General features: G+C 59.5%; 24 protein-coding genes. 23 read left to right on the top strand and 1 reads right to left on the bottom strand.

Going from position 1 to position 22,091, the window contains the following annotated elements; all coding sequences use genetic code 11:
• Window positions 1-39: 39 nt before the first annotated feature.
• The 23 genes from fliS (at window position 40) to flhB (ending at window position 20,801) form a co-directional block, all read left to right on the top strand.
• Window positions 40-435: a flagellar export chaperone FliS gene (gene fliS, locus KGB24_RS29005; protein ID WP_008035229.1), complete on the top strand. Its 396-nt coding sequence runs from the start codon at window positions 40-42 to the stop codon at window positions 433-435.
• Window positions 436-445: 10 nt separating this feature from the next.
• Window positions 446-742: a hypothetical protein gene (locus KGB24_RS29000; protein ID WP_008035226.1), complete on the top strand. Its 297-nt coding sequence runs from the start codon at window positions 446-448 to the stop codon at window positions 740-742.
• A 173-nt stretch (window positions 743-915) separates the two neighbouring features.
• A complete protein-coding gene (locus KGB24_RS28995) occupies window positions 916-2,391 on the top strand; it encodes a sigma-54 dependent transcriptional regulator (RefSeq protein ID WP_008035224.1) in 1,476 nt (491 codons plus the stop codon).
• Window positions 2,392-2,501: 110 nt separating this feature from the next.
• Complete coding sequence (locus KGB24_RS28990) at window positions 2,502-3,725, top strand: sensor histidine kinase (protein ID WP_008035221.1); 1,224 nt, start codon at window positions 2,502-2,504, stop codon at window positions 3,723-3,725.
• 5 nt (window positions 3,726-3,730) lie between these two features.
• The gene (locus KGB24_RS28985; RefSeq protein ID WP_223416472.1) at window positions 3,731-5,116 is read left to right on the top strand and encodes a sigma-54-dependent transcriptional regulator; all 1,386 of its coding nucleotides are present in this window, start codon (window positions 3,731-3,733) and stop codon (window positions 5,114-5,116) included.
• Window positions 5,117-5,330: 214 nt separating this feature from the next.
• A complete protein-coding gene (fliE, locus tag KGB24_RS28980; protein WP_008035213.1) occupies window positions 5,331-5,660 on the top strand; it encodes a flagellar hook-basal body complex protein FliE in 330 nt (109 codons plus the stop codon).
• Between the two features lie 15 nt (window positions 5,661-5,675).
• Window positions 5,676-7,463: a flagellar basal-body MS-ring/collar protein FliF gene (gene fliF, locus KGB24_RS28975; protein ID WP_223416473.1), complete on the top strand. Its 1,788-nt coding sequence runs from the start codon at window positions 5,676-5,678 to the stop codon at window positions 7,461-7,463.
• Window positions 7,456-8,475, top strand: a complete 1,020-nt coding sequence (fliG, locus tag KGB24_RS28970; protein ID WP_008006649.1) for a flagellar motor switch protein FliG — start codon at window positions 7,456-7,458, stop codon at window positions 8,473-8,475. Before fliF ends, fliG begins: the two co-directional genes overlap by 8 nt.
• Before the next feature lie 7 nt (window positions 8,476-8,482).
• Window positions 8,483-9,283: a flagellar assembly protein FliH gene (gene fliH / locus KGB24_RS28965; protein ID WP_008035210.1), complete on the top strand. Its 801-nt coding sequence runs from the start codon at window positions 8,483-8,485 to the stop codon at window positions 9,281-9,283.
• On the top strand, window positions 9,273-10,631 hold the full coding sequence (fliI, locus tag KGB24_RS28960) for a flagellar protein export ATPase FliI (RefSeq protein ID WP_223416474.1): 1,359 nt from the start codon (window positions 9,273-9,275) through the stop codon (window positions 10,629-10,631). The genes fliH and fliI overlap by 11 nt, the downstream gene beginning before the upstream one ends.
• 6 nt (window positions 10,632-10,637) lie before the next feature.
• On the top strand, window positions 10,638-11,087 hold the full coding sequence (gene fliJ, locus KGB24_RS28955) for a flagellar export protein FliJ (protein WP_223416475.1): 450 nt from the start codon (window positions 10,638-10,640) through the stop codon (window positions 11,085-11,087).
• A gap of 214 nt (window positions 11,088-11,301) precedes the next feature.
• Window positions 11,302-11,601, top strand: a complete 300-nt coding sequence (locus tag KGB24_RS28950; protein WP_223416476.1) for an STAS domain-containing protein — start codon at window positions 11,302-11,304, stop codon at window positions 11,599-11,601.
• Window positions 11,602-11,606: 5 nt separating this feature from the next.
• A complete protein-coding gene (locus KGB24_RS28945) occupies window positions 11,607-13,310 on the top strand; it encodes a SpoIIE family protein phosphatase (RefSeq protein WP_223416477.1) in 1,704 nt (567 codons plus the stop codon).
• Between the two features lie 30 nt (window positions 13,311-13,340).
• Window positions 13,341-13,709 carry an Hpt domain-containing protein gene (locus KGB24_RS28940; protein ID WP_223416478.1) on the top strand — a complete coding sequence of 123 codons (369 nt, stop codon included), beginning with the start codon at window positions 13,341-13,343 and terminating at the stop codon, window positions 13,707-13,709.
• A gap of 82 nt (window positions 13,710-13,791) precedes the next feature.
• Window positions 13,792-15,168: a flagellar hook-length control protein FliK gene (locus KGB24_RS28935; protein WP_223416479.1), complete on the top strand. Its 1,377-nt coding sequence runs from the start codon at window positions 13,792-13,794 to the stop codon at window positions 15,166-15,168.
• Between the two features lie 226 nt (window positions 15,169-15,394).
• Window positions 15,395-15,895, top strand: coding sequence for a flagellar basal body-associated protein FliL (fliL, locus tag KGB24_RS28930; protein WP_008024582.1), 501 nt, complete (start codon window positions 15,395-15,397; stop codon window positions 15,893-15,895).
• Between the two features lie 9 nt (window positions 15,896-15,904).
• Entirely contained in the window at window positions 15,905-16,873 is a 969-nt protein-coding gene (gene fliM / locus KGB24_RS28925) for a flagellar motor switch protein FliM (protein WP_008024584.1), read from the top strand.
• A 69-nt stretch (window positions 16,874-16,942) separates the two neighbouring features.
• The gene (gene fliN, locus KGB24_RS28920) at window positions 16,943-17,401 is read left to right on the top strand and encodes a flagellar motor switch protein FliN (RefSeq protein ID WP_008024587.1); all 459 of its coding nucleotides are present in this window, start codon (window positions 16,943-16,945) and stop codon (window positions 17,399-17,401) included.
• Complete coding sequence (fliO, locus tag KGB24_RS28915) at window positions 17,402-17,845, top strand: flagellar biosynthetic protein FliO (protein WP_223416480.1); 444 nt, start codon at window positions 17,402-17,404, stop codon at window positions 17,843-17,845.
• Window positions 17,845-18,603, top strand: coding sequence for a flagellar type III secretion system pore protein FliP (gene fliP, locus KGB24_RS28910; protein ID WP_008024591.1), 759 nt, complete (start codon window positions 17,845-17,847; stop codon window positions 18,601-18,603). The genes fliO and fliP overlap by 1 nt, the downstream gene beginning before the upstream one ends.
• A complete protein-coding gene (fliQ, locus tag KGB24_RS28905) occupies window positions 18,600-18,869 on the top strand; it encodes a flagellar biosynthesis protein FliQ (protein ID WP_008024593.1) in 270 nt (89 codons plus the stop codon). The genes fliP and fliQ overlap by 4 nt, the downstream gene beginning before the upstream one ends.
• 3 nt (window positions 18,870-18,872) lie before the next feature.
• Window positions 18,873-19,658 (top strand): flagellar biosynthetic protein FliR, encoded by a 786-nt coding sequence (fliR, locus tag KGB24_RS28900; RefSeq protein WP_008024595.1) that lies wholly within the window; start codon window positions 18,873-18,875, stop codon window positions 19,656-19,658.
• A gap of 3 nt (window positions 19,659-19,661) precedes the next feature.
• Window positions 19,662-20,801: a flagellar biosynthesis protein FlhB gene (flhB, locus tag KGB24_RS28895; RefSeq protein WP_223416481.1), complete on the top strand. Its 1,140-nt coding sequence runs from the start codon at window positions 19,662-19,664 to the stop codon at window positions 20,799-20,801.
• A 22-nt stretch (window positions 20,802-20,823) separates the two neighbouring features.
• Here the strand turns inward: flhB and KGB24_RS28890 are convergent, their stop codons facing one another.
• Window positions 20,824-21,960 carry an RHS repeat-associated core domain-containing protein gene (locus KGB24_RS28890; protein WP_223416482.1) on the bottom strand — a complete coding sequence of 379 codons (1,137 nt, stop codon included), beginning with the start codon at window positions 21,958-21,960 and terminating at the stop codon, window positions 20,824-20,826.
• Between the last annotated feature and the right edge of the window lie 131 nt (window positions 21,961-22,091).

Here is a 22,091-nt window from a genome sequence, read left to right as displayed (position 1 = left end):
ACTGGCTATACGAATCACAAAGTTTTGATGAGGTACAGCATGAACCCGATGTTAGCCCTTCGGCAGTACCAGAAGATTGGCGCTCAAGCCCAGACTTCCGAAGCCAGCCCCCATCGCCTGGTGCAAATGCTCATGGAGGGTGGCCTGGATCGCATTGCTCAGGCCAAGGGTGCCATGGAGCGCAAGGATATCCCCAACAAAGGCATTTTCATCGGCAAGGCGATCGGGATCATCGGCGGCTTGCGTGAAGGCCTGGACCTGGAAAATTCTGTTGAGTCTGTGGGTGAACTGGACAAGCTGTACACCTACATGATGAAGCGTCTGACAGAAGCCAACGTCAAAACCGATCCAAAGATTCTCGACGAAGTCGCTGATTTGCTTCGCACCGTCAAAGACGGCTGGGATGCTATCGCCGCACCGGGTCCGCAGTTTTAAGGAGATCACCATGAGTCTTGTATTGCAGCGTATCGAACACACCCGTGATGCACTCGTCGGAGCTTTGGCCGAGCGCAATTGGGAAGCCATAGGGGAGTTGGATCTGGCTTGTCGTTCCTGCATGGAAGACGTCTTGAGTGAAGTTTCGGTGGACGAGGCCGCCTTGCGCGACAATCTTGAGGAGTTGCTGGGGGTGTATAAGCAGCTTCTGGAGGCGGCGACAGGTGAGCGACAAGCAATAGTTGACGAGATGTCGCAGATCCATCAAGCACAGAACGCGGCAAAGGTTTACCATCTGTTTGGTTAATTAACCCTCAGTTAATCCAAACATAGTGCGCCATAAATTTGACTGTGCACGGTTTTTTGACTTAACTAGTGGCTGGTTCCAGATTTCAGGCGTCTACAGGCATAACGTGTCTGCAAGCGTCTAGCTTGCCCCATCATTTCGGGCATTGAGTTGACTAGGGAAGTTGCTATTGCATGTGGCGTGAAACCAAAATTCTGCTGATTGATGACGATAGCGTCCGCCGCCGCGACCTGGCGGTGATTTTAAATTTTCTTGGCGAAGAAAATTTACCCTGCGGTAGCCATGACTGGCAGCAGGCTGTCGGCTCTTTGTCATCAAGTCGTGAAGTGATCTGTGTCCTCATCGGGACGGTCAATGCTCCTGGTGCGCTTGCGGGCTTGTTAAAGACACTCTCTACCTGGGATGAGTTCCTTCCGGTTTTGTTAATGGGCGATAATTCTTCCGTTGACCTGCCGGAAGACCAGCGTCGCCGAGTGCTTTCGACCCTCGAAATGCCGCCCAGCTACAGCAAACTGCTCGATTCGCTGCACCGTGCCCAGGTCTATCGCGAGATGTACGACCAGGCCCGCGAGCGCGGTCGTCACCGCGAGCCCAATCTTTTCCGCAGTCTTGTCGGCACCAGCCGGGCGATTCAGCACGTCCGTCAGATGATGCAGCAAGTTGCCGACACCGACGCCAGCGTGCTGATCCTCGGCGAGTCGGGGACTGGCAAGGAAGTGGTCGCGCGCAACCTGCACTATCACTCCAAGCGTCGTGACGCGCCGTTCGTTCCCGTCAACTGCGGGGCGATCCCGGCCGAGTTGCTGGAGAGCGAATTGTTCGGTCATGAGAAGGGTGCCTTCACCGGGGCAATCACCAGTCGTGCCGGGCGCTTCGAACTGGCCAATGGCGGCACGCTGTTCCTCGACGAGATCGGCGACATGCCGCTGCCGATGCAGGTCAAGCTGCTGCGCGTGCTGCAGGAACGTACTTTCGAACGCGTGGGCAGCAACAAGACCCAAAGCGTCGATGTGCGCATCATCGCGGCGACTCACAAGAATCTCGAAAGCATGATCGAGATCGGCACTTTCCGCGAAGACCTGTACTACCGCCTGAACGTGTTCCCGATCGAGATGGCGCCACTGCGTGAACGTGTCGAAGACATTCCCCTGCTGATGAACGAGTTGATCTCGCGCATGGAGCACGAGAAGCGCGGTTCGATCCGTTTCAACTCCGCAGCGATCATGTCGCTGTGCCGTCACGGCTGGCCGGGCAACGTTCGCGAACTGGCCAACCTGGTGGAGCGCATGGCGATCATGCACCCGTACGGGGTGATCGGTGTGGTCGAGTTGCCGAAGAAATTCCGCTACGTCGATGACGAAGACGAGCAACTGGTCGATAGCCTGCGCAGCGATCTTGAAGAGCGCGTGGCCATCAACGGTCACACTCCGGACTTCACTGCCAACGCCATGCTGCCGCCGGAAGGCCTGGACCTGAAAGACTACCTCGGTGGTCTGGAACAGGGTCTGATCCAGCAGGCGCTGGATGATGCCAATGGCATCGTGGCGCGCGCTGCCGAGCGGCTGCGAATCCGTCGTACCACGCTGGTAGAGAAGATGCGCAAGTACGGCATGAGCCGGCGCGACGGTGATGAACAGGCGGATGATTGACGCCTGTTTTTCAAGTCGTTCATTTGTAGGCGGTTTTTTTTAGGCACGGGTATTGCTACATCCCTCGCAACGTTCCGTTTAACTGACGGTCAGCCAAGCGAGAGAGCCCGATGCCCCAAGCCGCCCAGATGTCTCCTGTCCCTGATGCTTCGGGACAAACGTCGTCCGTAGAGCAGGCAAGCCGGCTTGGCCTTGAGCAGGCTTTCGCGTTGTTCAACCAGATGTCCAGTCAGTTGACCGACTCCTACAGCATGCTCGAAGCGCGGGTTACCGAGCTCAAGGGTGAGCTGGCGGTGGTCAGTGCTCAGCGCATGCAGGAACTGGCGGAAAAAGAACGCCTGGCCAACCGTCTGCAAAACCTCCTCGATCTATTGCCTGGCGGCGTGATTGTCATCGACGCTCAGGGCATCGTGCGCGAAGCCAATCCCGCTGCCTGTGAGCTGCTCGGCCTGCCTCTCGAAGGCGAGCTGTGGCGTCATGTCATTGCCCGATGCTTTGCGCCGCGTGAAGACGATGGTCACGAAATCTCGCTCAAGGACGGTCGGCGTCTGTCGATCGCCACTCGCTCGCTGGATGCCGAGCCCGGTCAATTGGTGTTGCTCAACGACCTGACCGAAACCCGTCATCTGCAAGATCAACTGGCTCGCCACGAACGCCTGTCTTCCCTAGGTCGAATGGTCGCGTCGCTGGCTCACCAGATTCGTACCCCTTTGTCCGCCGCATTGCTTTACGCCAGTCATTTGACCGAGCAAGAGCTGCCGGTTGCCACGCAGCAACGTTTTGCCGGACGGCTCAAAGAGCGTTTGCATGAACTGGAACATCAAGTACGCGACATGTTGGTGTTTGCTCGTGGCGAGCTGCCGCTGACCGATCGCGTCACGCCGAAAATGCTGATGCAATCCTTGCAGGCAGCTGCGCTGACCCATGTGCAGGATTTGCCGGTTCGCTGGCAGTGCGACAGTCATGTGGGTGAGTTGCTGTGCAATCGTGACACGCTGGTCGGGGCGATTCTCAATCTGATCGAGAACGCGATCCAGGCCAGTGCCGGCGACGTCCGTTTGAAAGTCCATCTCTACACCCGTGACAACAACCTGCGTGTCTGCGTCAGTGACAGCGGCAGCGGCATCGATACGAAAGTGCTGGCGCGTTTGGGCGAGCCATTTTTTACCACCAAAACCACCGGGACCGGCCTTGGCCTGACCGTGGTCAAGGCCGTGGCTCGTGCCCATCAGGGAGAATTGCAGCTGCACTCGCGGTTGGGTCGCGGCACCTGCGCGCAGGTGATTCTGCCGCTGTTTTCTGATGAGAAGCGCAGTGCCCAGGGAGTGGAGTGAACGACATGGGGATCAAGGTTTTACTGGTCGAGGATGACCGCGAATTACGCGAAGCACTGACCGATACGTTGTTGCTCGCAGGGCATGACTACACAGCCGTGGGTTCGGCCGAAGAAGCGCTGGACGCCGTCGGAGCCGAGGCGTTCAGCCTGGTGCTCAGCGACGTCAACATGCCGGGCATGGACGGTCATCAACTGCTCGGATTGCTGCGCGCTCGTCAGCCGCAGTTGCCGGTGTTGCTGATGACGGCGCACGGCGCCGTAGAGCGCGCGGTCGACGCGATGCGTCAGGGCGCGGCGGATTATCTGGTCAAACCGTTCGAACCCAAGGCGTTGTTGGATCTGGTGGCACGGCATGCGCTGGGCAGTCTCGGCGCAGCTGATAGCGAGGGGCCGGTGGCGTTCGAACCGGCCAGCGCGCAATTGCTGGAATTGGCCGCGCGGGTGGCGCGCAGTGATTCGACGGTGTTGATCTCCGGTGAGTCCGGAACCGGTAAAGAAGTGCTGGCGCGTTACATCCATCAGCATTCTCATCGCGCCAGCCAGCCGTTCATTGCGATCAACTGTGCGGCGATTCCCGACAACATGCTCGAGGCAACGCTGTTCGGTCACGAAAAGGGTTCGTTCACTGGTGCCATCGCGGCGCAGGCCGGCAAGTTCGAGCAGGCCGACGGTGGAACCATTCTGCTCGACGAAATTTCCGAAATGCCCCTGGGTCTTCAAGCCAAGTTGCTGCGCGTGTTGCAGGAGCGTGAAGTCGAGCGGGTCGGCGCGCGCAAGCCGATCACGCTGGATATTCGGGTCGTCGCCACCACCAACCGTGACCTTGCCGGTGAAGTGGCGGCAGGGCGTTTCCGTGAAGACCTTTACTATCGCCTGTCCGTATTTCCTTTGGCCTGGCGTCCGTTGCGTGAGCGCACCGCCGACATACTGCCGCTGGCCGAGCGGCTGCTGACCAAGCACGTCAATAAAATGAAGCATGCGGCGGCGCGACTGTCGCCCGAGGCGCAGGCGTGCCTGATCGGCTATCCGTGGCCGGGCAATGTGCGGGAGCTGGATAACGCGATTCAGCGTGCGTTGATCCTGCAGCAGGGCGGTGTGATCCAGCCGCAGGATTTCTGTCTGGCCGGGCCGGTTGCCTGTGCGCCGTTGCCGGCATTGGCCGCCGTGCCGGTGCGGGGCGTGGAAGTCGAGTCCGAGTCTGCCGGTGCGCTGGGCGATGATCTGCGTCGCCGTGAATTCCAGATGATCATCGATACCTTGCGCTCTGAGCGGGGTCGTCGCAAGGAAGCGGCAGAGCGTTTGGGTATCAGCCCTCGCACCTTGCGCTACAAACTGGCGCAAATGCGTGATGCCGGAATGGATGTGGAAGCTTACTTGTTCGCCACCTGATTTTACTTTGTGGGAGCGAGCCTGCTCGCGATGGAGTCAGGAGCGACGCGTTATCGTTCACGACCATCGCGAGCAGGCTCGCTCCTGCAGAAGATTGTGAGCTGATAAAGGGCTTTTGTTCTGGGCGGCCACGGAGATGGCACCCTTGTTGCTAACACCTCACTACCCGCCGAGTGAGTGTCAAAAAATTGCGGGTCGTCAATGAGAGTAGACCATGAGCCAAGGTATTGAATTCAATCGGTTGATGCTGGACATGCGTTCCATGCAAATGGATGCCATGTCTGCGCCGAAATCGACTGCCGCCGTCCCTGAATTGAGCGGCAGCAGCTTTTCCGACATGCTCGGTCAGGCCGTCAATAAAGTGAACGACACCCAGCAGGCCTCCAGTCAGTTGGCCAGTGCCTTCGAGATCGGCAAGAGTGGTGTCGACCTGACGGATGTGATGATTTCCTCGCAGAAGGCCAGCGTGTCTTTTCAGGCGTTGACCCAAGTGCGTAACAAGCTGGTTCAGGCATACCAAGACATCATGCAGATGCCGGTTTAAGGACGAGATTGAGTCATGGCAGAAGCAGTCGCCGATAATGTTCCGGCCAAGGCCACTCCGATAGACGGCAAACCGCCGCTGTTCGGCTTGTCCTTCCTGGAAAACCTCTCCGAGATGACCATGTTGCGTCAGGTGGGCCTGTTGGTCGGCCTGGCTGCGAGCGTGGCGATTGGCTTCGCCGTTGTGTTGTGGTCCCAACAGCCGGACTACCGGCCTCTGTACGGCAGCCTTGCCGGTATGGACGCCAAGCAAGTCATGGATACCCTGGCTGCCGCTGACATTCCCTATACCGTTGAACCGAACTCCGGTGCCTTGCTGGTCAAGGCCGATGACCTGTCCCGTGCGCGCCTGAAACTCGCGGGCGCTGGTGTCACTCCCAGCGACGGCAACATCGGTTTCGAGATCCTCGACAAGGACCAGGGGCTCGGCACCAGCCAGTTCATGGAAGCGACCCGTTATCGTCGTGGCCTCGAAGGCGAATTGGCCCGGACCATCTCCAGCCTGAACAACGTCAAGGGTGCCCGCGTGCACCTGGCGATTCCGAAAAGCTCGGTGTTCGTACGTGACGAGCGCAAGCCGAGCGCTTCGGTGCTGGTAGAACTGTATTCCGGTCGCTCGCTTGAGCCGGGTCAGGTGGTGGCGATCATCAACCTGGTCGCGACCAGCGTTCCAGAACTCAGCAAATCGCAGATCACCGTCGTCGATCAGAAGGGCAACCTGCTCTCGGATCAGGCGGAGAACTCCGAACTGACCATGGCCGGCAAGCAATTCGATTACAGCCGTCGCATGGAAAGCATGCTCACTCAGCGTGTGCACAACATCCTGCAACCGGTGCTGGGCAACGACCGCTATAAAGCCGAAGTCTCGGCGGACGTGGATTTCAGTGCTGTCGAGTCGACCTCCGAGCAGTTCAATCCGGATCAACCGGCGCTGCGCAGCGAGCAGTCGGTCAACGAGCAACGCACCGCCAGCAATGGCCCGCAAGGTGTGCCGGGTGCTCTGAGCAACCAGCCGCCATCGCCAGCCTCGGCACCGCAAACCACCGGTGGCGCTACCGCGTCGGCCGGCATGGTGCAGCCAGGCCAGCCACTGCTGGATGCCAACGGTCAGCAAATCATGGATCCGGCCACCGGTCAGCCAATGCTGGCACCGTACCCGGCGGACAAGCGTCAACAATCCACCAAGAACTTTGAACTCGACCGCTCCATCAGTCACACCAAACAACAGCAAGGGCGTTTGAACCGCCTGTCGGTGTCGGTAGTGGTGGACGATCAGGTCAAGATCAACGCAGCCAACGGCGAAACCACCCGTGCACCGTGGAGCGCCGATGAATTGGCGCGCTTTACCCGTCTGGTACAGGACGCCGTCGGTTTCGACGCCAGTCGTGGCGACAGCGTCAGCGTGATCAACATGCCGTTCTCCGCCGAGCGCGGTGAAGTGATTGCCGATATTCCGTTCTACTCTCAGCCGTGGTTCTGGGACATCGTCAAGCAAGTGCTGGGTGTTTTGTTCATCCTGATACTGGTGTTCGGTGTGCTGCGTCCGGTACTCAACAACATCACCAATGGCGGCAAAGGCAAACAGCTGGCTGGCTTTGGCGGCGACGCAGAGCTCGGTGGCATGGGCGGACTGGATGGCGAACTGGCCAACGACCGCGTCAGCCTCGGCGGCCCGACCAGCATCCTGCTGCCGAGCCCGAGCGAAGGCTATGACGCACAGTTGAACGCAATCAAGAGTCTGGTGGCAGAAGATCCGGGTCGCGTGGCCCAGGTCGTGAAAGAGTGGATTAACGCAGATGAGTGATAACCGAGCCGTTGCCGCCAAACTGTCCCGGGTCGACAAAGCCGCAATTTTGCTGCTGTCTCTCGGTTCTACCGATGCCGCCCAGGTGCTGCGCCACATGGGGCCCAAAGAGGTCCAGCGTGTGGGTGTGGCCATGGCGCAGATGGGTAACGTGCACCGCGAGCAGGTCGAGCAGGTGATGAGTGAGTTCGTCGACATCGTCGGCGATCAGACCAGCCTGGGCGTCGGCTCCGACGACTACGTGCGCAAAATGCTGACTCAGGCGCTGGGCGAGGACAAGGCCAACGGCCTGATCGACCGGATTCTGCTGGGCGGCAACACCAGTGGCCTCGACAGCCTGAAGTGGATGGAGCCGCGCGCCGTCGCCGACGTGATCCGTTACGAGCACCCGCAGATCCAGGCGATCGTCGTGGCGTATCTCGATCCGGACCAGGCCGGCGAAGTGCTGGGCAACTTCGACCACAAGGTGCGACTGGACATCATTCTGCGGGTTTCCTCGCTGAACACCGTGCAGCCAGCCGCCCTGAAAGAACTCAACCAGATTCTCGAGAAGCAGTTCTCCGGCAACTCGAATGCCTCGCGCACCACCCTGGGTGGCATCAAGCGTGCGGCCGACATCATGAACTTCCTCGACAGCTCGATCGAAGGTCAGCTGATGGACTCGATCCGCGAAGTCGACGAAGACCTGTCCGGTCAGATCGAAGACCTCATGTTCGTGTTCAACAACCTGTCCGATGTCGACGACCGCGGGATTCAGGCGTTGCTGCGCGAAGTCTCCTCCGATGTACTGGTACTGGCCCTTAAAGGCTCGGACGAAGGCGTCAAGGAAAAGATCTTCAAGAACATGTCCAAACGGGCGGCCGAACTGTTGCGCGACGACCTCGAGGCCAAAGGCCCGGTGCGCGTCAGCGACGTGGAAACCGCACAGAAAGAAATCCTCACCATTGCTCGCCGTATGGCCGAAGCCGGAGAAATCGTTCTCGGCGGGAAGGGCGGCGAAGAGATGATCTAAGGTCACTATGTCGTCCAAACATGATGAGTCCCAGACCGACCTGATCCGCGCCAAGGACGTCGCGGGTTTCGACACTTGGTCGCTGCCCAGTTTCGACCCGCCTGCACCGGAGCCCGAGCCGGAACCAGAGCCCGAGCCGCCGGAAATGGAGGAAGTGCCGCTGGAAGAAGTCCAGCCACTGACCCTCGAAGAACTCGAAAGCATTCGCCAGGAGGCCTACAACGAAGGCTTCGCCACCGGCGAGAAAGAAGGTTTTCACAGCACCACACTCAAGGTCCGTCAGGAAGCAGAGGCGGTCCTGGCGCCGAAAGTCGCCGCGCTTGAGCAACTGATGGCCAACCTGTTCGAGCCTATCGCCGAGCAAGACACCCAGATCGAAAAGTCGCTGGTCGACCTCGTTCAGCACATCACCAAACAGGTGATTCAGCGGGAGCTGGCCATCGACTCGACGCAGATCGAACACGTCATGCGCGACGCCCTCAAGCTGTTGCCGCTGGGCGTGGGCAATGTGCGGCTGTACATCAATCCGCAGGATTTCGAACAGGTCAAAGCCCTGCGCGAGCGCCATGAAGAAACCTGGCGCATCGTCGAGGACGAAGCCTTGTTGCCTGGCGGTTGCCGGGTCGAGACTGAGCACAGTCGCATCGATGCCACCGTTGAAACCCGTATCGCCCGGGTTATGGACAAGCTGTTCGATCAATTGCACGAGCAGGCCTTGCACCCGGCCGCCCCGGACCTGAGCCTGGAGCTGCCGATCGACGCCAAACCTGCGGTCGAAGCCGAGCCGGACGTTCCTGATGCGCCTTGATCGCACCAGCTTCGCCAAGCGCCTGGGCAGTTACGCCGAGGCCACGGAGCTGGCCGGCGCCCCGATTCTTGAAGGCCGCTTGCTGCGCATGGTCGGCCTGACCCTCGAGGCTGAAGGCCTGCGCGCCGCCATGGGCAGCCGCTGCATGGTCATCAACGACGACAGTTACCATCCGGTGCAGGTCGAAGCTGAAGTCATGGGCTTCTCCGGCAGCAAAGTCTTTCTGATGCCGGTCGGCAGTGTCGCCGGCATCGCGCCCGGCGCCCGTGTGGTGCCGTTGGCCGATACCGGTCGTCTGCCGATGGGCATGAGCATGCTCGGACGAGTGCTCGATGGCGCCGGTCGTGCGCTGGACGGCAAGGGCGGAATGAAGGCTGAAGACTGGGTGCCGATGGATGGCCCGACGATCAACCCGCTCAAGCGTCACCCGATCAGCGAGCCGCTGGACGTGGGCATTCGCTCCATCAACGGCTTGTTGACGGTCGGTCGTGGTCAGCGGCTCGGGCTGTTCGCCGGTACCGGCGTCGGCAAGAGTGTGCTGCTGGGCATGATGACCCGCTTCACCGAGGCCGACATTATCGTCGTCGGGCTGATCGGTGAACGGGGTCGAGAAGTTAAGGAATTCATCGAGCACATCCTCGGTGAAGAAGGGCTCAAGCGTTCGGTGGTCGTGGCGTCCCCGGCGGACGATGCGCCGCTGATGCGTCTGCGCGCCGCGATGTATTGCACGCGGATCGCCGAGTATTTCCGCGACAAGGGCAAGAATGTCCTGTTGCTGATGGACTCGCTGACTCGTTTCGCCCAGGCCCAGCGGGAAATCGCCCTGGCCATTGGCGAGCCGCCGGCGACCAAGGGTTATCCGCCATCGGTGTTCGCCAAGTTGCCGAAACTGGTGGAGCGGGCGGGTAACGCTGAAAAGGGCGGCGGTTCGATCACCGCGTTTTATACCGTGTTGTCCGAAGGCGATGACCAGCAGGATCCGATTGCCGACTCGGCGCGGGGTGTGCTCGACGGGCACATCGTCCTGTCCCGGCGTCTGGCCGAGGAAGGGCATTACCCGGCCATCGACATCGAGGCGTCGATCAGCCGGGTCATGCCGTCGGTGGTGTCGCCGGAACACATGACCCGCGCCCAGTATTTCAAGCAGTTGTGGTCGCGTTATCAGCAGAGTCGGGATCTGATCAGTGTCGGCGCCTACGTCGCTGGCGGTGACCGCGAGACCGACCTGGCGATTTCCCTGCAGCCGCAGCTGGCCAAATACTTGCGCCAAGGGCTTAACGACAGCATCAACCTGGGCGAAAGCGAAGCCTATCTGGGGTCAATCTTCGCGCCTGCGGCTGGCGGCTAATCGATCATGGCTCAGAGTCGGGCAGGGCGTCTGGCGCCGGTGGTCGAAATGGCCGAAAAGGCCGAAAAAACCGCCGCTCAGCGGTTAGGCCATTTTCAGGGCCAGGTTCGCGTGGCAGAAAGTAAGCTCGCCGACCTTGAAGCCTTTCGACTCGACTATCAGGAGCAATGGATCGTGCGCGGCAGCAGCGGCGTCTCGGGCCAGTGGCTGCTGGGTTATCAGGGCTTCCTCGCGCAACTGGGCACCGCCATCGATCAGCAGCGACAAAGCCTGGCATGGCATCAGAACAATCTGAACAAGTCACGGGAAGCCTGGCAGCAGGCATTTGCCCGGGTCGAAGGCTTGCGCAAACTGGTTCAGCGTTACGCTGACGAGGCGCGACAGCTGGAAGACAGGCGCGAACAGAAGCTGATGGACGAGTTGTCCCAGCGGTTGCCGCGTGAGAGTCCGTACTGAATCAGTCAGGCCGCGTTATCGTTCTTCGCGGGCAAGCCTCGCTCCTACAGGTTTCGCATCGTCCATGATTTCGCGAACGACACAAATCCCGTAGGAGCGAGGCTTGCCCGCGAAGGCGTACTCAAAAACTCCGCCCCTTTCCAGCCTTGCCCCTATCTCCGTCAAGTGCTAAACCTTGTACAAGTACGTTCACCAATGACAAGGATGCCGTTCAATGTCAGTCGTTACAGAAGTCTCTCCGGATGGGCAAAAACTGACGATATCGATCAGGGGACGATTCGATTTCGCCAAACATCAGGAATTTCGCGAGTCCTACGAGGACAAGGAACTCTCCGCAGTGGTCGTCGATTTGAAAGACGCGACCTACCTCGACAGTTCTGCACTGGGCATGCTGCTTCTGCTGCGTGATCACGCCGGTGGCGACGATTCCGACATTCGCGTCGTCAACAGCAGTTCTGACGTGAAGAAGATTCTCGCCATCTCCAACTTCGACAAGCTGTTCGACATCAGTTGACCAACGTGCAGCCGCTCGAGCCGCTGACGATCCTGATCGCCGAAGACAGCGCGGCCGACCGCATGCTGCTGTCGAGTATCGTCCGTCGCCAGGGCCATGAAGTCCTGACGGCGGCCAACGGTGCCGAAGCGGTTGAAGCGTTTCGTTTACAACGACCGCAACTGGTCTTGATGGACGCCATGATGCCGGTGATGGACGGTTTCGAGGCGGCGCGGCAGATCAAGGCGCTGGCCGGTGAAACCCTGGTGCCGATCATCTTCCTGACGTCGCTGACCGAAAGCGAAGCCTTGGCGCGCTGTCTGGAGGCTGGCGGTGACGATTTTCTGGCAAAACCCTACAACCAGGTGATCCTCGCCGCCAAAATCAAGGCAATGGATCGTTTGCGCCGGTTGCAGGCCACCGTGCTGGAGCAGCGCGACCAAATTGCCAGGCACCACGATTACCTGCTCAACGAGCAGCGTGTGGCCAAGGCCGTGTTCGACAAGGTCGCCCATTCCGGCTGCCTGAACGCCCCCAACATCCGCTACCTGCAATCGCCTTATGCGCTGTTCAATGGTGATTTGCTGCTCGCGGCATTCACTCCGGCCGGCGACATGCATGTCTTGCTCGGCGATTTTACCGGCCATGGCTTGCCGGCCGCCGTCGGGGCGATGCCGCTGGCCGAGGTCTTCTACGGCATGACCGCCAAGGGTTACGGCCTGTCGGAAACCCTGCGCGAGATGAACGCCAAGCTCAAGCGCATCCTGCCGGTGGACATGTTCTGTTGTGCGACGCTGCTGTGCCTGAGTTTTCAGCGGCGCTCGGTGGAGGTCTGGAACGGCGGGATGCCGGACGGTTACCTGCACAGTATTGCCAGCGGCGAGCGCACACCGCTGACGGCTCGGCATTTGCCGCTTGGCGTGCTGAGCCCGCAGACGTTCGATGACCGCATCGAAGTGTTTCCGATGGCGGTCGGGGATCGGGTGTTCCTGTTGTCCGACGGGGTGATTGATACGTGCGATGCCAATGAGCAGTTGTTCGGCGTCGAGCGATTGCAGCGGGTGTTTGCGGCCAATCGTCGGCCTGATCAGCTGTTCGAGGAGATCGAACAGGCGCTGCGGGATTTTCGCGGTGAGGCTCGCGACGATGTCAGCATGGTCGAAGTCAGCCTGTTGGAGGCTGCGCAACTGAGTCCGCCGGCCCTGGTGTACTCCGACAGCGGTCAGTCCTGCCCGCTGGACTGGTCGGTGAGTTTCGAGTTTCGTGCGGCCACCCTCAAGCGCTTCAATCCATTGCCGTATCTGTTGCAGTTGCTGCTGGAAGTGCATGGTTTGCGCGCCCAGAGCGGTGCGCTTTACAGTGTGCTCGCGGAGTTGTACTCCAATGCGCTGGAGCACGGCGTACTGGGTCTGGACTCAAGCCTGAAACGCGATGCCTCGGGTTTTGCCCGCTATTATCAACAGCGCAATGCACGTCTGGACGAGCTGCAGGACGGCTATGTGCGGGTGCATTTGCAGGTCGCGCCCAAAGGCGAGGGTGGTTGCCTGACGATTCGTGTCGAAGACAGTGGCAAAGGTTTTGATGTCGACAGGGTGATGGCGCGCCCCCTCGATGGTGCCCGTCTGTCGGGACGCGGGGTCAGTCTGATCCGCCAGTTGAGCCGTAACGCCAACTGGTCCGACGATGGTCGTAGTGCCCGCGTGGAATTTTTCTGGGAGGCTCTGGCATAATCCGCGCATTCTTGATCAAGGAGTGAGCAAGTGGCTGACACACATCTGGATCGCGACGTGCTGAGCGCGTTGCAAGAGGTCATGGAGGATGAGTATTCGACGTTGCTGGATACTTTTCTTGCCGATTCCACAGAGCGCTTGAGTCAGCTGCACAAGGCTGACGATGCCGAGACGCTCGGTGCCACTGCGCACAGTTTCAAGGGCAGTTGCAGCAACATGGGCGCCATTCGCCTTGCTGAGCTGTGCAATCAACTCGAGCAGCGAAGCAAACAGAAGTCGCTGGAAGGCATTGAGAAACTGATCAGCGAAATCGATAGTGAATTCGCTATTATCCGTCCCCTCTACGAAGAAGAGCGCCAGCGCTCTCTCGCTGACAGTGCGACCGTCCGGCGTTTTTAGCGCCGTTTGAACAAAACTGGCGCAACCCTTGCAGCAATCTCCGCAACTGTACCTACGATTCCAGTGCAGCGGAGACCGTTTCATGCCCGTTACCCCCAATATTCTTCTTCAGGCCGCCGCTCAGGCCAAGACTCAAGCCGCCTCCGCCAATCCACCGGCGCTGTCCGCTGAGCCCGGGGACAAAGCCTCCAGCTTCGCTCAGGTCTACGCCAATCAAGCCCAGAACAAGCCCTCGGCGGCCACCGACGGAGCGCCGAAGCCGGTGCGCGATAAAGCCCCGGACAGCCCCGATAAAAAGAGCGCCGGCAACGACAATGCTGCCGCCCCGGAACCGACGGTTGCCGATAGCGGCAAAACCTTGCCCGCCGATAAACCGGCACCGGCCGACGACAAGGCTGCCAGCGATGATGCCGCAGATGCCGCGGATACCGCAGAAACCCCGGTAGTCGTCGACACGGCGCCGGTTGATCCGGCTCTCGATCCGTCATTGCTGCCAGTGTTGCAGGTGGTGGCAGCAGCTCCGGTTCCGCAAGCACCGCCGGTGGTGGTCACTGAGCAGCCGCAAGTCCAGGCGCCTGTTGCTGCGCCAGTGGCGGCGACACAGGTTGCCGCACCGGCGGATGATGCGTTCGATCCTGAAGCCGATCCGCTGGATGCGCTGCCGGCCGTGCGTATGGCCATGGAGCAGGGCGGTCATATTTCCGCTGCCAGTCAGGCGCAACCCAAGGCAGCGCCGACGGCTGCTGAGGCCCAGGCTGATGGCGAACCCACCTCGGCACAGAACTTTGCCGCCGGCATGGCGGGCATGCTCGATGTGCAGGCGGACAAGGACAGTACCAGCCAGGGCGGTGAGAAAACCTTCAGTGGGTTGATCGATGACGGCCTCAAGGACTTGAAGTCGGCGAGCAGCGATACCCGCGTCGACGACTTCGCCAACCGTCTGGCGGCGCTGACTCAGGCAGCTACACCGAAAACCGCCAACGCGGTACCGGTGAATCAACCGATCACGATGAATCAAAGCGGCTGGACCGAAGAAATCGTGAACCGGGTCATGTACCTTTCCAGCGCCAATCTCAAGGCGGCCGATATCCAGTTGCAACCGGCCGAACTGGGTCGCCTCGACATTCGGGTGAACATGGTGCCGGACCAGCAGACCCAAGTGACCTTCATGAGCGCGCATCCAAGCGTTCGCGAAGCGCTCGATGGTCAGATGCACCGCTTGCGTGACATGTTCGCGCAGCAGGGCATGGGGCAGGTTGATGTCAACGTGTCCGACCAGTCGCGTGGCTGGCAGGGGCAGGGTCAGGAACAACAGGCTCAGCAGGGGCAGGGCGGGCGCAGCAACGCCAGCGGTGGTCGCCTCGATGGTGTGGATGAAGAGCTCGCACCGACCGTTGCCGAAGTCGCGGCCAGCACCACCAGTGTCATCGGCTCCAGCGCTGTCGACTACTACGCCTGATTGAGTCAGGCACCAAACCCTGTGGGAGCGAGCCTGCTCGCGATGAGGCACTGACAGTCAATATCTTCATCGACTGTTGCGCCGCTATCGCGAGCAGGCTCGCTCCCACATTTGTTTTGTGGTGAATCGTCATCCGCCGCCCCCTGCCTCCCGACACTTCTGGCATAACACTTGCTCTTGCCTTGCCGTGCGACTGTGAAAACCCGAATAGTGACGGATTATTGGCATGGCGAAGAGCGAAGCAGTAGTAAAAGACCCCGCAACCAAAGGCAAAATCAAGCTGATCATTGTGATCGTGGTGGCCCTGCTGCTGGCGATCGGCTTGTCCGTGGGAGCGACCTGGTTCTTCATGCACAGCGCTCAGAGCAAGCCTGCCGCCGTGGTTGAAACTGCCCCGGTCGGCAAGCAACCAGCGGTTTTCGAGCAAATGGCGCCGGCCTTCGTGGCCAACTACAACCAGAACGGCCGCCAGCGCTACATGCAGGTGAGCATCACCATGCAAGGCCGCAATCAGGCCGACCTGGAAGCGCTCAAAGTCCACATGCCGGTGATCCGCAACAACCTTGTCATGCTGTTCTCCGGGCAGGATTTCGCGACCCTGGCATCGCCGGTCGGTCAGGAAATGCTGCGCCAGAAAGCCACGGCCAGCGTCCAGGAAGTGGCGCAGAAAGAGCTCGGCAAAGTGGTCATCGAACAGTTGCTTTTCACTAATTTCGTACTGCAGTAGGAACACGACATGGCCGTGCAGGACCTGCTGTCCCAGGATGAGATCGATGCGCTGTTGCATGGTGTCGACGATGGTCTGGTACAGACCGATACCGCTGCCGAACCCGGCAGTGTCAAAAGCTACGACCTGACCAGCCAGGATCGCATCGTCCGTGGACGCATGCCTACCCTGGAAATGATCAACGAGCGTTTCGCCCGCTACACCCGCATCAGCATGTTCAACATGCTGCGCCGCTCGGCGGACGTTGCCGTCGGTGGCGTGCAGGTGATGAAGTTCGGCGAATACGTGCACTCGCTGTACGTGCCGACCAGCCTCAACCTGGTCAAGATCAAACCGTTGCGCGGCACGGCGCTGTTCATCCTTGACGCCAAGCTGGTGTTCAAACTGGTGGACAACTTCTTCGGCGGTGACGGTCGTCACGCGAAGATCGAAGGGCGTGAATTCACCCCGACCGAACTGCGGGTGGTGCGCATGGTGCTGGAGCAGGCCTTCGTCGATCTGAAGGAAGCCTGGCAGGCAATCATGGAAGTGAACTTCGAGTACATCAACTCGGAAGTGAACCCTGCCATGGCCAACATCGTCGGTCCGAGCGAGGCCATTGTGGTGTCGACCTTCCACATCGAACTCGATGGCGGTGGCGGCGACCTGCACGTGACCATGCCGTACTCGATGATCGAGCCGGTGCGTGAAATGCTCGACGCCGGCTTCCAGTCGGACCTCGACGATCAGGACGAGCGTTGGGTCAATGCCCTGCGCCAGGACGTGCTCGACGTCGACGTGCCGATCGGTGCCACGGTTGCCCGTCGCCAGTTGCGCCTGCGCGACATTCTGCACATGCAGCCGGGGGACATTATCCCGGTCGAAATGCCGGAAGAAATGATCATGCGCGCCAATGGCGTGCCTGCGTTCAAGGTCAAGATGGGCTCGCACAAAGGCAACCTCGCGTTGCAAGTGATCGAGCCGATCGAGCGCCGTTGACCGGCGCCTCTACATATTCGCTTTTAACTGACGGCTGCCCTCTGATGGGTTGCCCGCCGAGGACACATGATGGCTGACGATATGAATACTCAGGACGACCAGGCGCTGGCTGACGAATGGGCTGCGGCCCTGGAAGAAACCGGCGATGCCGGGCAGGACGACATTGACGCCTTGCTGGCGGCTGACGCTGCTGGTTCGTCGTCGAACCGTCTGCCAATGGAAGAATTCGGCAGCGTGCCGAAAAACAACGACCCGGTGAGCCTGGAAGGTCCGAACCTGGACGTGATCCTCGACATCCCGGTGTCGATTTCCATGGAAGTCGGCAGCACCGACATCAACATCCGTAACCTGCTGCAGCTCAACCAGGGTTCGGTGATCGAGCTCGATCGCCTGGCCGGTGAGCCGCTGGACGTGCTGGTCAACGGTACGTTGATCGCTCACGGTGAAGTGGTGGTGGTCAACGAGAAGTTCGGCATCCGCCTGACCGACGTGATCAGCCCAAGCGAACGCATCAAGAAGCTGCGCTGAGTGAAAAAGCTTTCGGGGTTGTTACTGGCCTTGCCGTTCAGTGCGTTGGCGGCCGAACCGGTTGCTAATGCTGCCGTGGCTGCCGCACCTGCTGTCAGCAGCGGTGTGGCGGGTCAGTTGACGCAATTGGTGCTCGGTCTGCTGCTGGTGCTGGGGTTGATCTTCTTCCTCGCCTGGCTGTTGCGCCGGGTCCAGCAGGCCGGGCCTGCGGGCAAGGCGCAGGTGATCGAGTTGATCGGTTCCCGGGCGCTGGGTCCGCGTGACCGATTGATGCTGGTGCAGGTCGGCAACGAGCAGATTCTGCTCGGTTTGAGCCCTGGCACCATCACCGCGCTGCATGTGCTCAAGGAGCCGGTGCACGTCCCGGTCACCGAGAAAGCGACCCCGGAATTTGCCCTGCGCCTGATGGAACTGATGGGCAAGGATCAGAAGGATAAGAAGTAATGGGTGCGCTACGCATCATCTTGACGCTGGCCCTGATGCTGGCCGCGCCGCAGGCCTTCGCCGCCGATCCGTTGTCGATCCCGGCGATCACCCTGGGCACCAACGCCCAGGGCGCTCAGGAATACTCGGTCAGCCTGCAAATCCTGCTGATCATGACCGCGCTGAGTTTCATTCCGGCGTTCGTCATGCTGATGACCAGCTTCACGCGGATCATCATCGTCTTCTCGATCCTGCGTCAGGCCCTGGGCCTGCAGCAGACGCCGTCGAACCAGATCCTCACGGGCATGGCGCTGTTTCTGACCCTGTTCATCATGGCGCCGGTGTTTGACCGGGTGAACCAGGATGCCTTGCAGCCGTATCTGGCGGAAAAACTTACCGCCCAGGACGCCGTGGCCAAGGCGCAGGTGCCGATCAAGGACTTCATGCTGGCGCAGACGCGCAGCAGCGATCTGGAACTGTTCATGCGCCTGTCCAAGCGCACGGACATTGCCACGCCGGACCAGGCGCCGCTGACCATTCTGGTACCGGCCTTCGTCACGTCCGAGCTGAAAACCGCGTTCCAGATCGGCTTCATGATTTTCATTCCGTTCCTGATCATCGACCTGGTCGTCGCCAGTGTGCTGATGGCCATGGGTATGATGATGCTCTCGCCGCTGATCATTTCCCTGCCGTTCAAGATCATGCTGTTCGTGCTGGTGGATGGCTGGGCGCTGATCATCGGGACATTGGCGAGTAGCTTCGGCGGTGTTTCGCCATGACGCCGGAAGTCGCGGTAGACATATTTCGTGAAGCGCTCTGGCTGACCACCATGATGGTCGCCGTGCTGGTGATTCCGAGTCTGCTGGTGGGTCTGCTGGTCGCGATGTTCCAGGCGGCCACGCAGATCAACGAACAAACCCTGAGCTTCTTGCCGCGTCTGCTGGTCATGCTGGTGACGCTTATCGTTGCCGGGCCGTGGCTGGTGCAGACGTTCATGGAATACATCCTGCAGTTGTACGGCAATATTCCTCGGGTCATCGGCTAAAGCATGCCGTCGCTGCTGCAACTGACCGATACCCAGATCAGCACCTGGGTGGCGACGTTCATGTTGCCGTTGTTTCGCATCGGTGCCTTGCTGATGGTCATGCCGGTTTTCGGTACGACCCTGGTGCCCAAGCGAGTGCGCCTGTATTTCGCCCTCGCGATCACCGTTGTGATTGCCCCCGGTTTGCCGCCGATGCCGCCGGTCAATGCGCTGGACTTGAGCGGGCTGCTGCTGATTGCCGAGCAGATCCTCATCGGGGCGGTGATGGGGTTCGCCCTGCAACTGTTCTTCCAGGCCTTCGTGGTCGCCGGGCAGATCGTTTCGATTCAGATGGGCATGGGCTTCGCGTCGATGGTCGACCCCACCAACGGCGTATCGGTGGCGGTGATCGGGCAGTTTTTCACCATGCTGGTGACGCTGTTGTTCCTGGCCATGAATGGCCACTTGGTGGTCTTCGAAATTCTCACGGAAAGTTTCACCACGTTGCCGGTCGGTAGCGGCTTGATGGTTTCCCAGTTTTGGGACCTGGCCGGCAAGCTCGGTTGGGTGCTGGGGGCGGCATTGTTACTGGTACTGCCGGCGATCACCGCGCTGCTGGTGGTCAACATCGCGTTTGGCGTGATGACCCGCGCCGCGCCGCAGCTGAACATTTTTTCCATCGGCTTCCCGCTGACCCTGGTGCTCGGGCTGTTCATTGTCTGGGTCGGGCTGGCGGACATCATCAATCAGTACCAACCGCTGGCTACCGAGGCCTTGCAGTGGTTACGCGAACTGGTACGGGCGCGCTGAGTCATGGCTGAGAGCGAAAGCGGTCAGGACAAAACAGAAGACCCCACGGAGAAACGTAAAAAGGACTCCAGGGAAAAGGGCGAGATTGCGCGCTCCAAAGAGCTCAACACCCTGGCGATCATGCTTGCCGGTGCCAGCGCGCTACTTATCTTCGGCGGGGCTTTGGCGCAGGACATGATGGAGCTGATGCGCATGAACTTCACGCTGTCGCGGGAAGTGATTCTGGATCAGCGCAGCATGGGCACTTTTCTTCTGCACTCGGGGCTGATCGCCTTGCTGTCGATTCAACCGGTGATGATCACCTTGCTGCTGGCGGCGTTTCTCGGCCCGATTTCCCTCGGTGGCTGGCTGTTCGCAGCGGGCTCGTTGGCACCGAAATTCAGTCGCATGAACCCCGCTTCAGGGCTGAAGCGGATGTTCTCGGCCAAGGCGCTGGTGGAATTGCTCAAGGCCCTGGCCAAGTTTTTCATTGTGCTGTTCGTTGCGCTGGCGGTGTTGAAATCCGACATCGACGACCTGATGCGCATTGCGCACGAGCCGCTGGACATGGCGATCACTCACAGCCTGCAAGTGGTTGGCTGGAGCACCCTGTGGATGGCGTGCGGCTTGATCATCATCGCCGCCGTCGACGTGCCGGTGCAGCTGTGGGAAAGCCACAAGAAACTGCTGATGACCAAGCAGGAAGTGCGCGACGAGCACAAGGATCAGGAAGGGAAGCCAGAGGTCAAACAACGCATTCGCCAGTTGCAGCGCGAGATGTCCCAGCGCCGGATGATGGCGGCCATCCCCGAGGCCGACGTGGTCATTACCAACCCGACTCACTATGCCGTGGCGCTCAAATACGACCCGGACAAGGGTGGGGCGCCGATGCTGATTGCCAAGGGCAGTGATTTCCTGGCCCTGAAAATCCGTGAAATTGCGGTGGCGAATGAGGTGTTGTTGCTGGAGTCGCCTGCTTTGGCGAGGTCGATTTATTACTCCACGGAGTTGGAGCAGGAGATTCCTGGTGGGTTGTATCTGGCCGTTGCTCAGGTGCTGGCTTACGTCTACCAGATTCGCCAGCACCGGGCAGGGAAGGGCAAGCGGCCGGATCCGCTTAAGGATGATTTACCGATCCCGCCGGATTTGCGGCGGGATTCCTGAGAGCCAAGTTAATTTTGCTCTATTAGTAAATAAAGTGAGCGCTTGAAATTCTTCGAGACTCCTCCCGAAATCTTCGAGAATTTGGATTGCGGATATCCATTAGCTCGTCGCGAAAGCTCCAAGCTGCATCCGCACTCACATCTTTAGCGCGCGGTATAGATGGGGGGAAATCTACATTGGTCAAGTCAAATAATTTTTCGTGTGAAAAAGAGATGTTTCCGTGGTTGCGAGGAGTTACATGGCTATTTTTAATATGCTCAAGCAGTGCGTGGCGCGCAGTTCGGGTCGGTTGACTGACGAGTTCCTGCAGTTTAGCGGGGAGTGTATGTGTTGGAATTGATTCGGATTGAATTATGTTGATAGCCATTTTTTGCAACCAATTCTCTCTGGCCATGACTCGTTCGGAATGTAGTGCGCTTACATAAGCGGCGTCATGAGTGGCGGCGGTAGATCCTAGAAAGTCCAGTTTGTCCATGCGCGCACGGGCTTCTACGGCCTCTGCTGGCGACACTCCAGGCGCTAGTTTGTAAGCGTGTCCATCTATCATGATTCTATTTGTTCTCGCTACTATCCTTGTTGAGGCGCGTCTTGCCCAGCTTGTAAGTTGGTTCGCAATAAGGTTGGAGGTATGGCCGGTCACGTCAAATCGATTGATTGGATCTCCCAAACAATACACATATGAATTCAACCCACCCCTCCCAAACGGACTCCAACTATCCGGGCTGTTAAACCGCATCAGTCCTGGATTAAACGCCCGATACCCATTGCCCAATAAATAATGCCCAGTCACCGGATCGGGGTGTTCGCCATTAAAACCGAGCAGGCTGAGCAGTCCGTTTTCAGCGCTGCGATGGCCGTAGGGCATATAGGCGATGGGTCGTCGTGGGTGATTGGCCTTCAGCGTGTGTAACACCGAACGCTGTTGATCGGTGGCCAGCAGCGTGGCATCGGGTGCATCGCCCTCGCTCTGCTGTTGCGCCAATAGCTGATCACCGTGCTGGAACATCGAATACCGGTTCGCGCCCTGGATCTCGGTGGCCAAACGGCTTTTACAATAAAAACGCTTATGCAGGGGCTTGCACTGCAGCACATTGGCGATCAGTCGGTCGAGGGCATCGTAGTGATACTGGCAAAGCTCGGTTTCGCACGGCGATTGCACGAGTATGTGCTCCAAAAATCCGAAGGACTGGCGCTCAGTATTCGCGCTTTCGCTATGATCGGGAACTAACAGAACTGATAGTGTTAATGGTCTTTTGTCGCTGGGGACTCATAACAAATGATGTCCCCAAT

It is taken from the genome of Pseudomonas sp. BF-RE-25 (genome assembly GCF_019956105.1).
Classification (GTDB): domain Bacteria; phylum Pseudomonadota; class Gammaproteobacteria; order Pseudomonadales; family Pseudomonadaceae; genus Aquipseudomonas; species Aquipseudomonas migulae.
This window is presented reverse-complemented; position numbering and strand designations above follow the sequence as displayed.

Excerpts from the sequence above, each read along its gene's own strand:
- fliS (WP_008035229.1), top strand. The coding sequence starts at position 40 with ATGAACCCGATGTTAGCCCTTCGGCAGTACCAGAAGATTGGCGCTCAA.
- KGB24_RS29000 (WP_008035226.1), top strand. The coding sequence starts at position 446 with ATGAGTCTTGTATTGCAGCGTATCGAACACACCCGTGATGCACTCGTC.
- KGB24_RS28995 (WP_008035224.1), top strand. The coding sequence starts at position 916 with ATGTGGCGTGAAACCAAAATTCTGCTGATTGATGACGATAGCGTCCGC.
- KGB24_RS28990 (WP_008035221.1), top strand. The coding sequence starts at position 2,502 with ATGCCCCAAGCCGCCCAGATGTCTCCTGTCCCTGATGCTTCGGGACAA.
- KGB24_RS28985 (WP_223416472.1), top strand. The coding sequence starts at position 3,731 with ATGGGGATCAAGGTTTTACTGGTCGAGGATGACCGCGAATTACGCGAA.
- fliE (WP_008035213.1), top strand. The coding sequence starts at position 5,331 with ATGAGCCAAGGTATTGAATTCAATCGGTTGATGCTGGACATGCGTTCC.
- fliF (WP_223416473.1), top strand. The coding sequence starts at position 5,676 with ATGGCAGAAGCAGTCGCCGATAATGTTCCGGCCAAGGCCACTCCGATA.
- fliG (WP_008006649.1), top strand. The coding sequence starts at position 7,456 with ATGAGTGATAACCGAGCCGTTGCCGCCAAACTGTCCCGGGTCGACAAA.
- fliH (WP_008035210.1), top strand. The coding sequence starts at position 8,483 with ATGTCGTCCAAACATGATGAGTCCCAGACCGACCTGATCCGCGCCAAG.
- fliI (WP_223416474.1), top strand. The coding sequence starts at position 9,273 with ATGCGCCTTGATCGCACCAGCTTCGCCAAGCGCCTGGGCAGTTACGCC.
- fliJ (WP_223416475.1), top strand. The coding sequence starts at position 10,638 with ATGGCTCAGAGTCGGGCAGGGCGTCTGGCGCCGGTGGTCGAAATGGCC.
- KGB24_RS28950 (WP_223416476.1), top strand. The coding sequence starts at position 11,302 with ATGTCAGTCGTTACAGAAGTCTCTCCGGATGGGCAAAAACTGACGATA.
- KGB24_RS28935 (WP_223416479.1), top strand. The coding sequence starts at position 13,792 with ATGCCCGTTACCCCCAATATTCTTCTTCAGGCCGCCGCTCAGGCCAAG.
- fliL (WP_008024582.1), top strand. The coding sequence starts at position 15,395 with ATGGCGAAGAGCGAAGCAGTAGTAAAAGACCCCGCAACCAAAGGCAAA.
- fliM (WP_008024584.1), top strand. The coding sequence starts at position 15,905 with ATGGCCGTGCAGGACCTGCTGTCCCAGGATGAGATCGATGCGCTGTTG.
- fliN (WP_008024587.1), top strand. The coding sequence starts at position 16,943 with ATGGCTGACGATATGAATACTCAGGACGACCAGGCGCTGGCTGACGAA.
- fliP (WP_008024591.1), top strand. The coding sequence starts at position 17,845 with ATGGGTGCGCTACGCATCATCTTGACGCTGGCCCTGATGCTGGCCGCG.
- fliQ (WP_008024593.1), top strand. The coding sequence starts at position 18,600 with ATGACGCCGGAAGTCGCGGTAGACATATTTCGTGAAGCGCTCTGGCTG.
- fliR (WP_008024595.1), top strand. The coding sequence starts at position 18,873 with ATGCCGTCGCTGCTGCAACTGACCGATACCCAGATCAGCACCTGGGTG.
- flhB (WP_223416481.1), top strand. The coding sequence starts at position 19,662 with ATGGCTGAGAGCGAAAGCGGTCAGGACAAAACAGAAGACCCCACGGAG.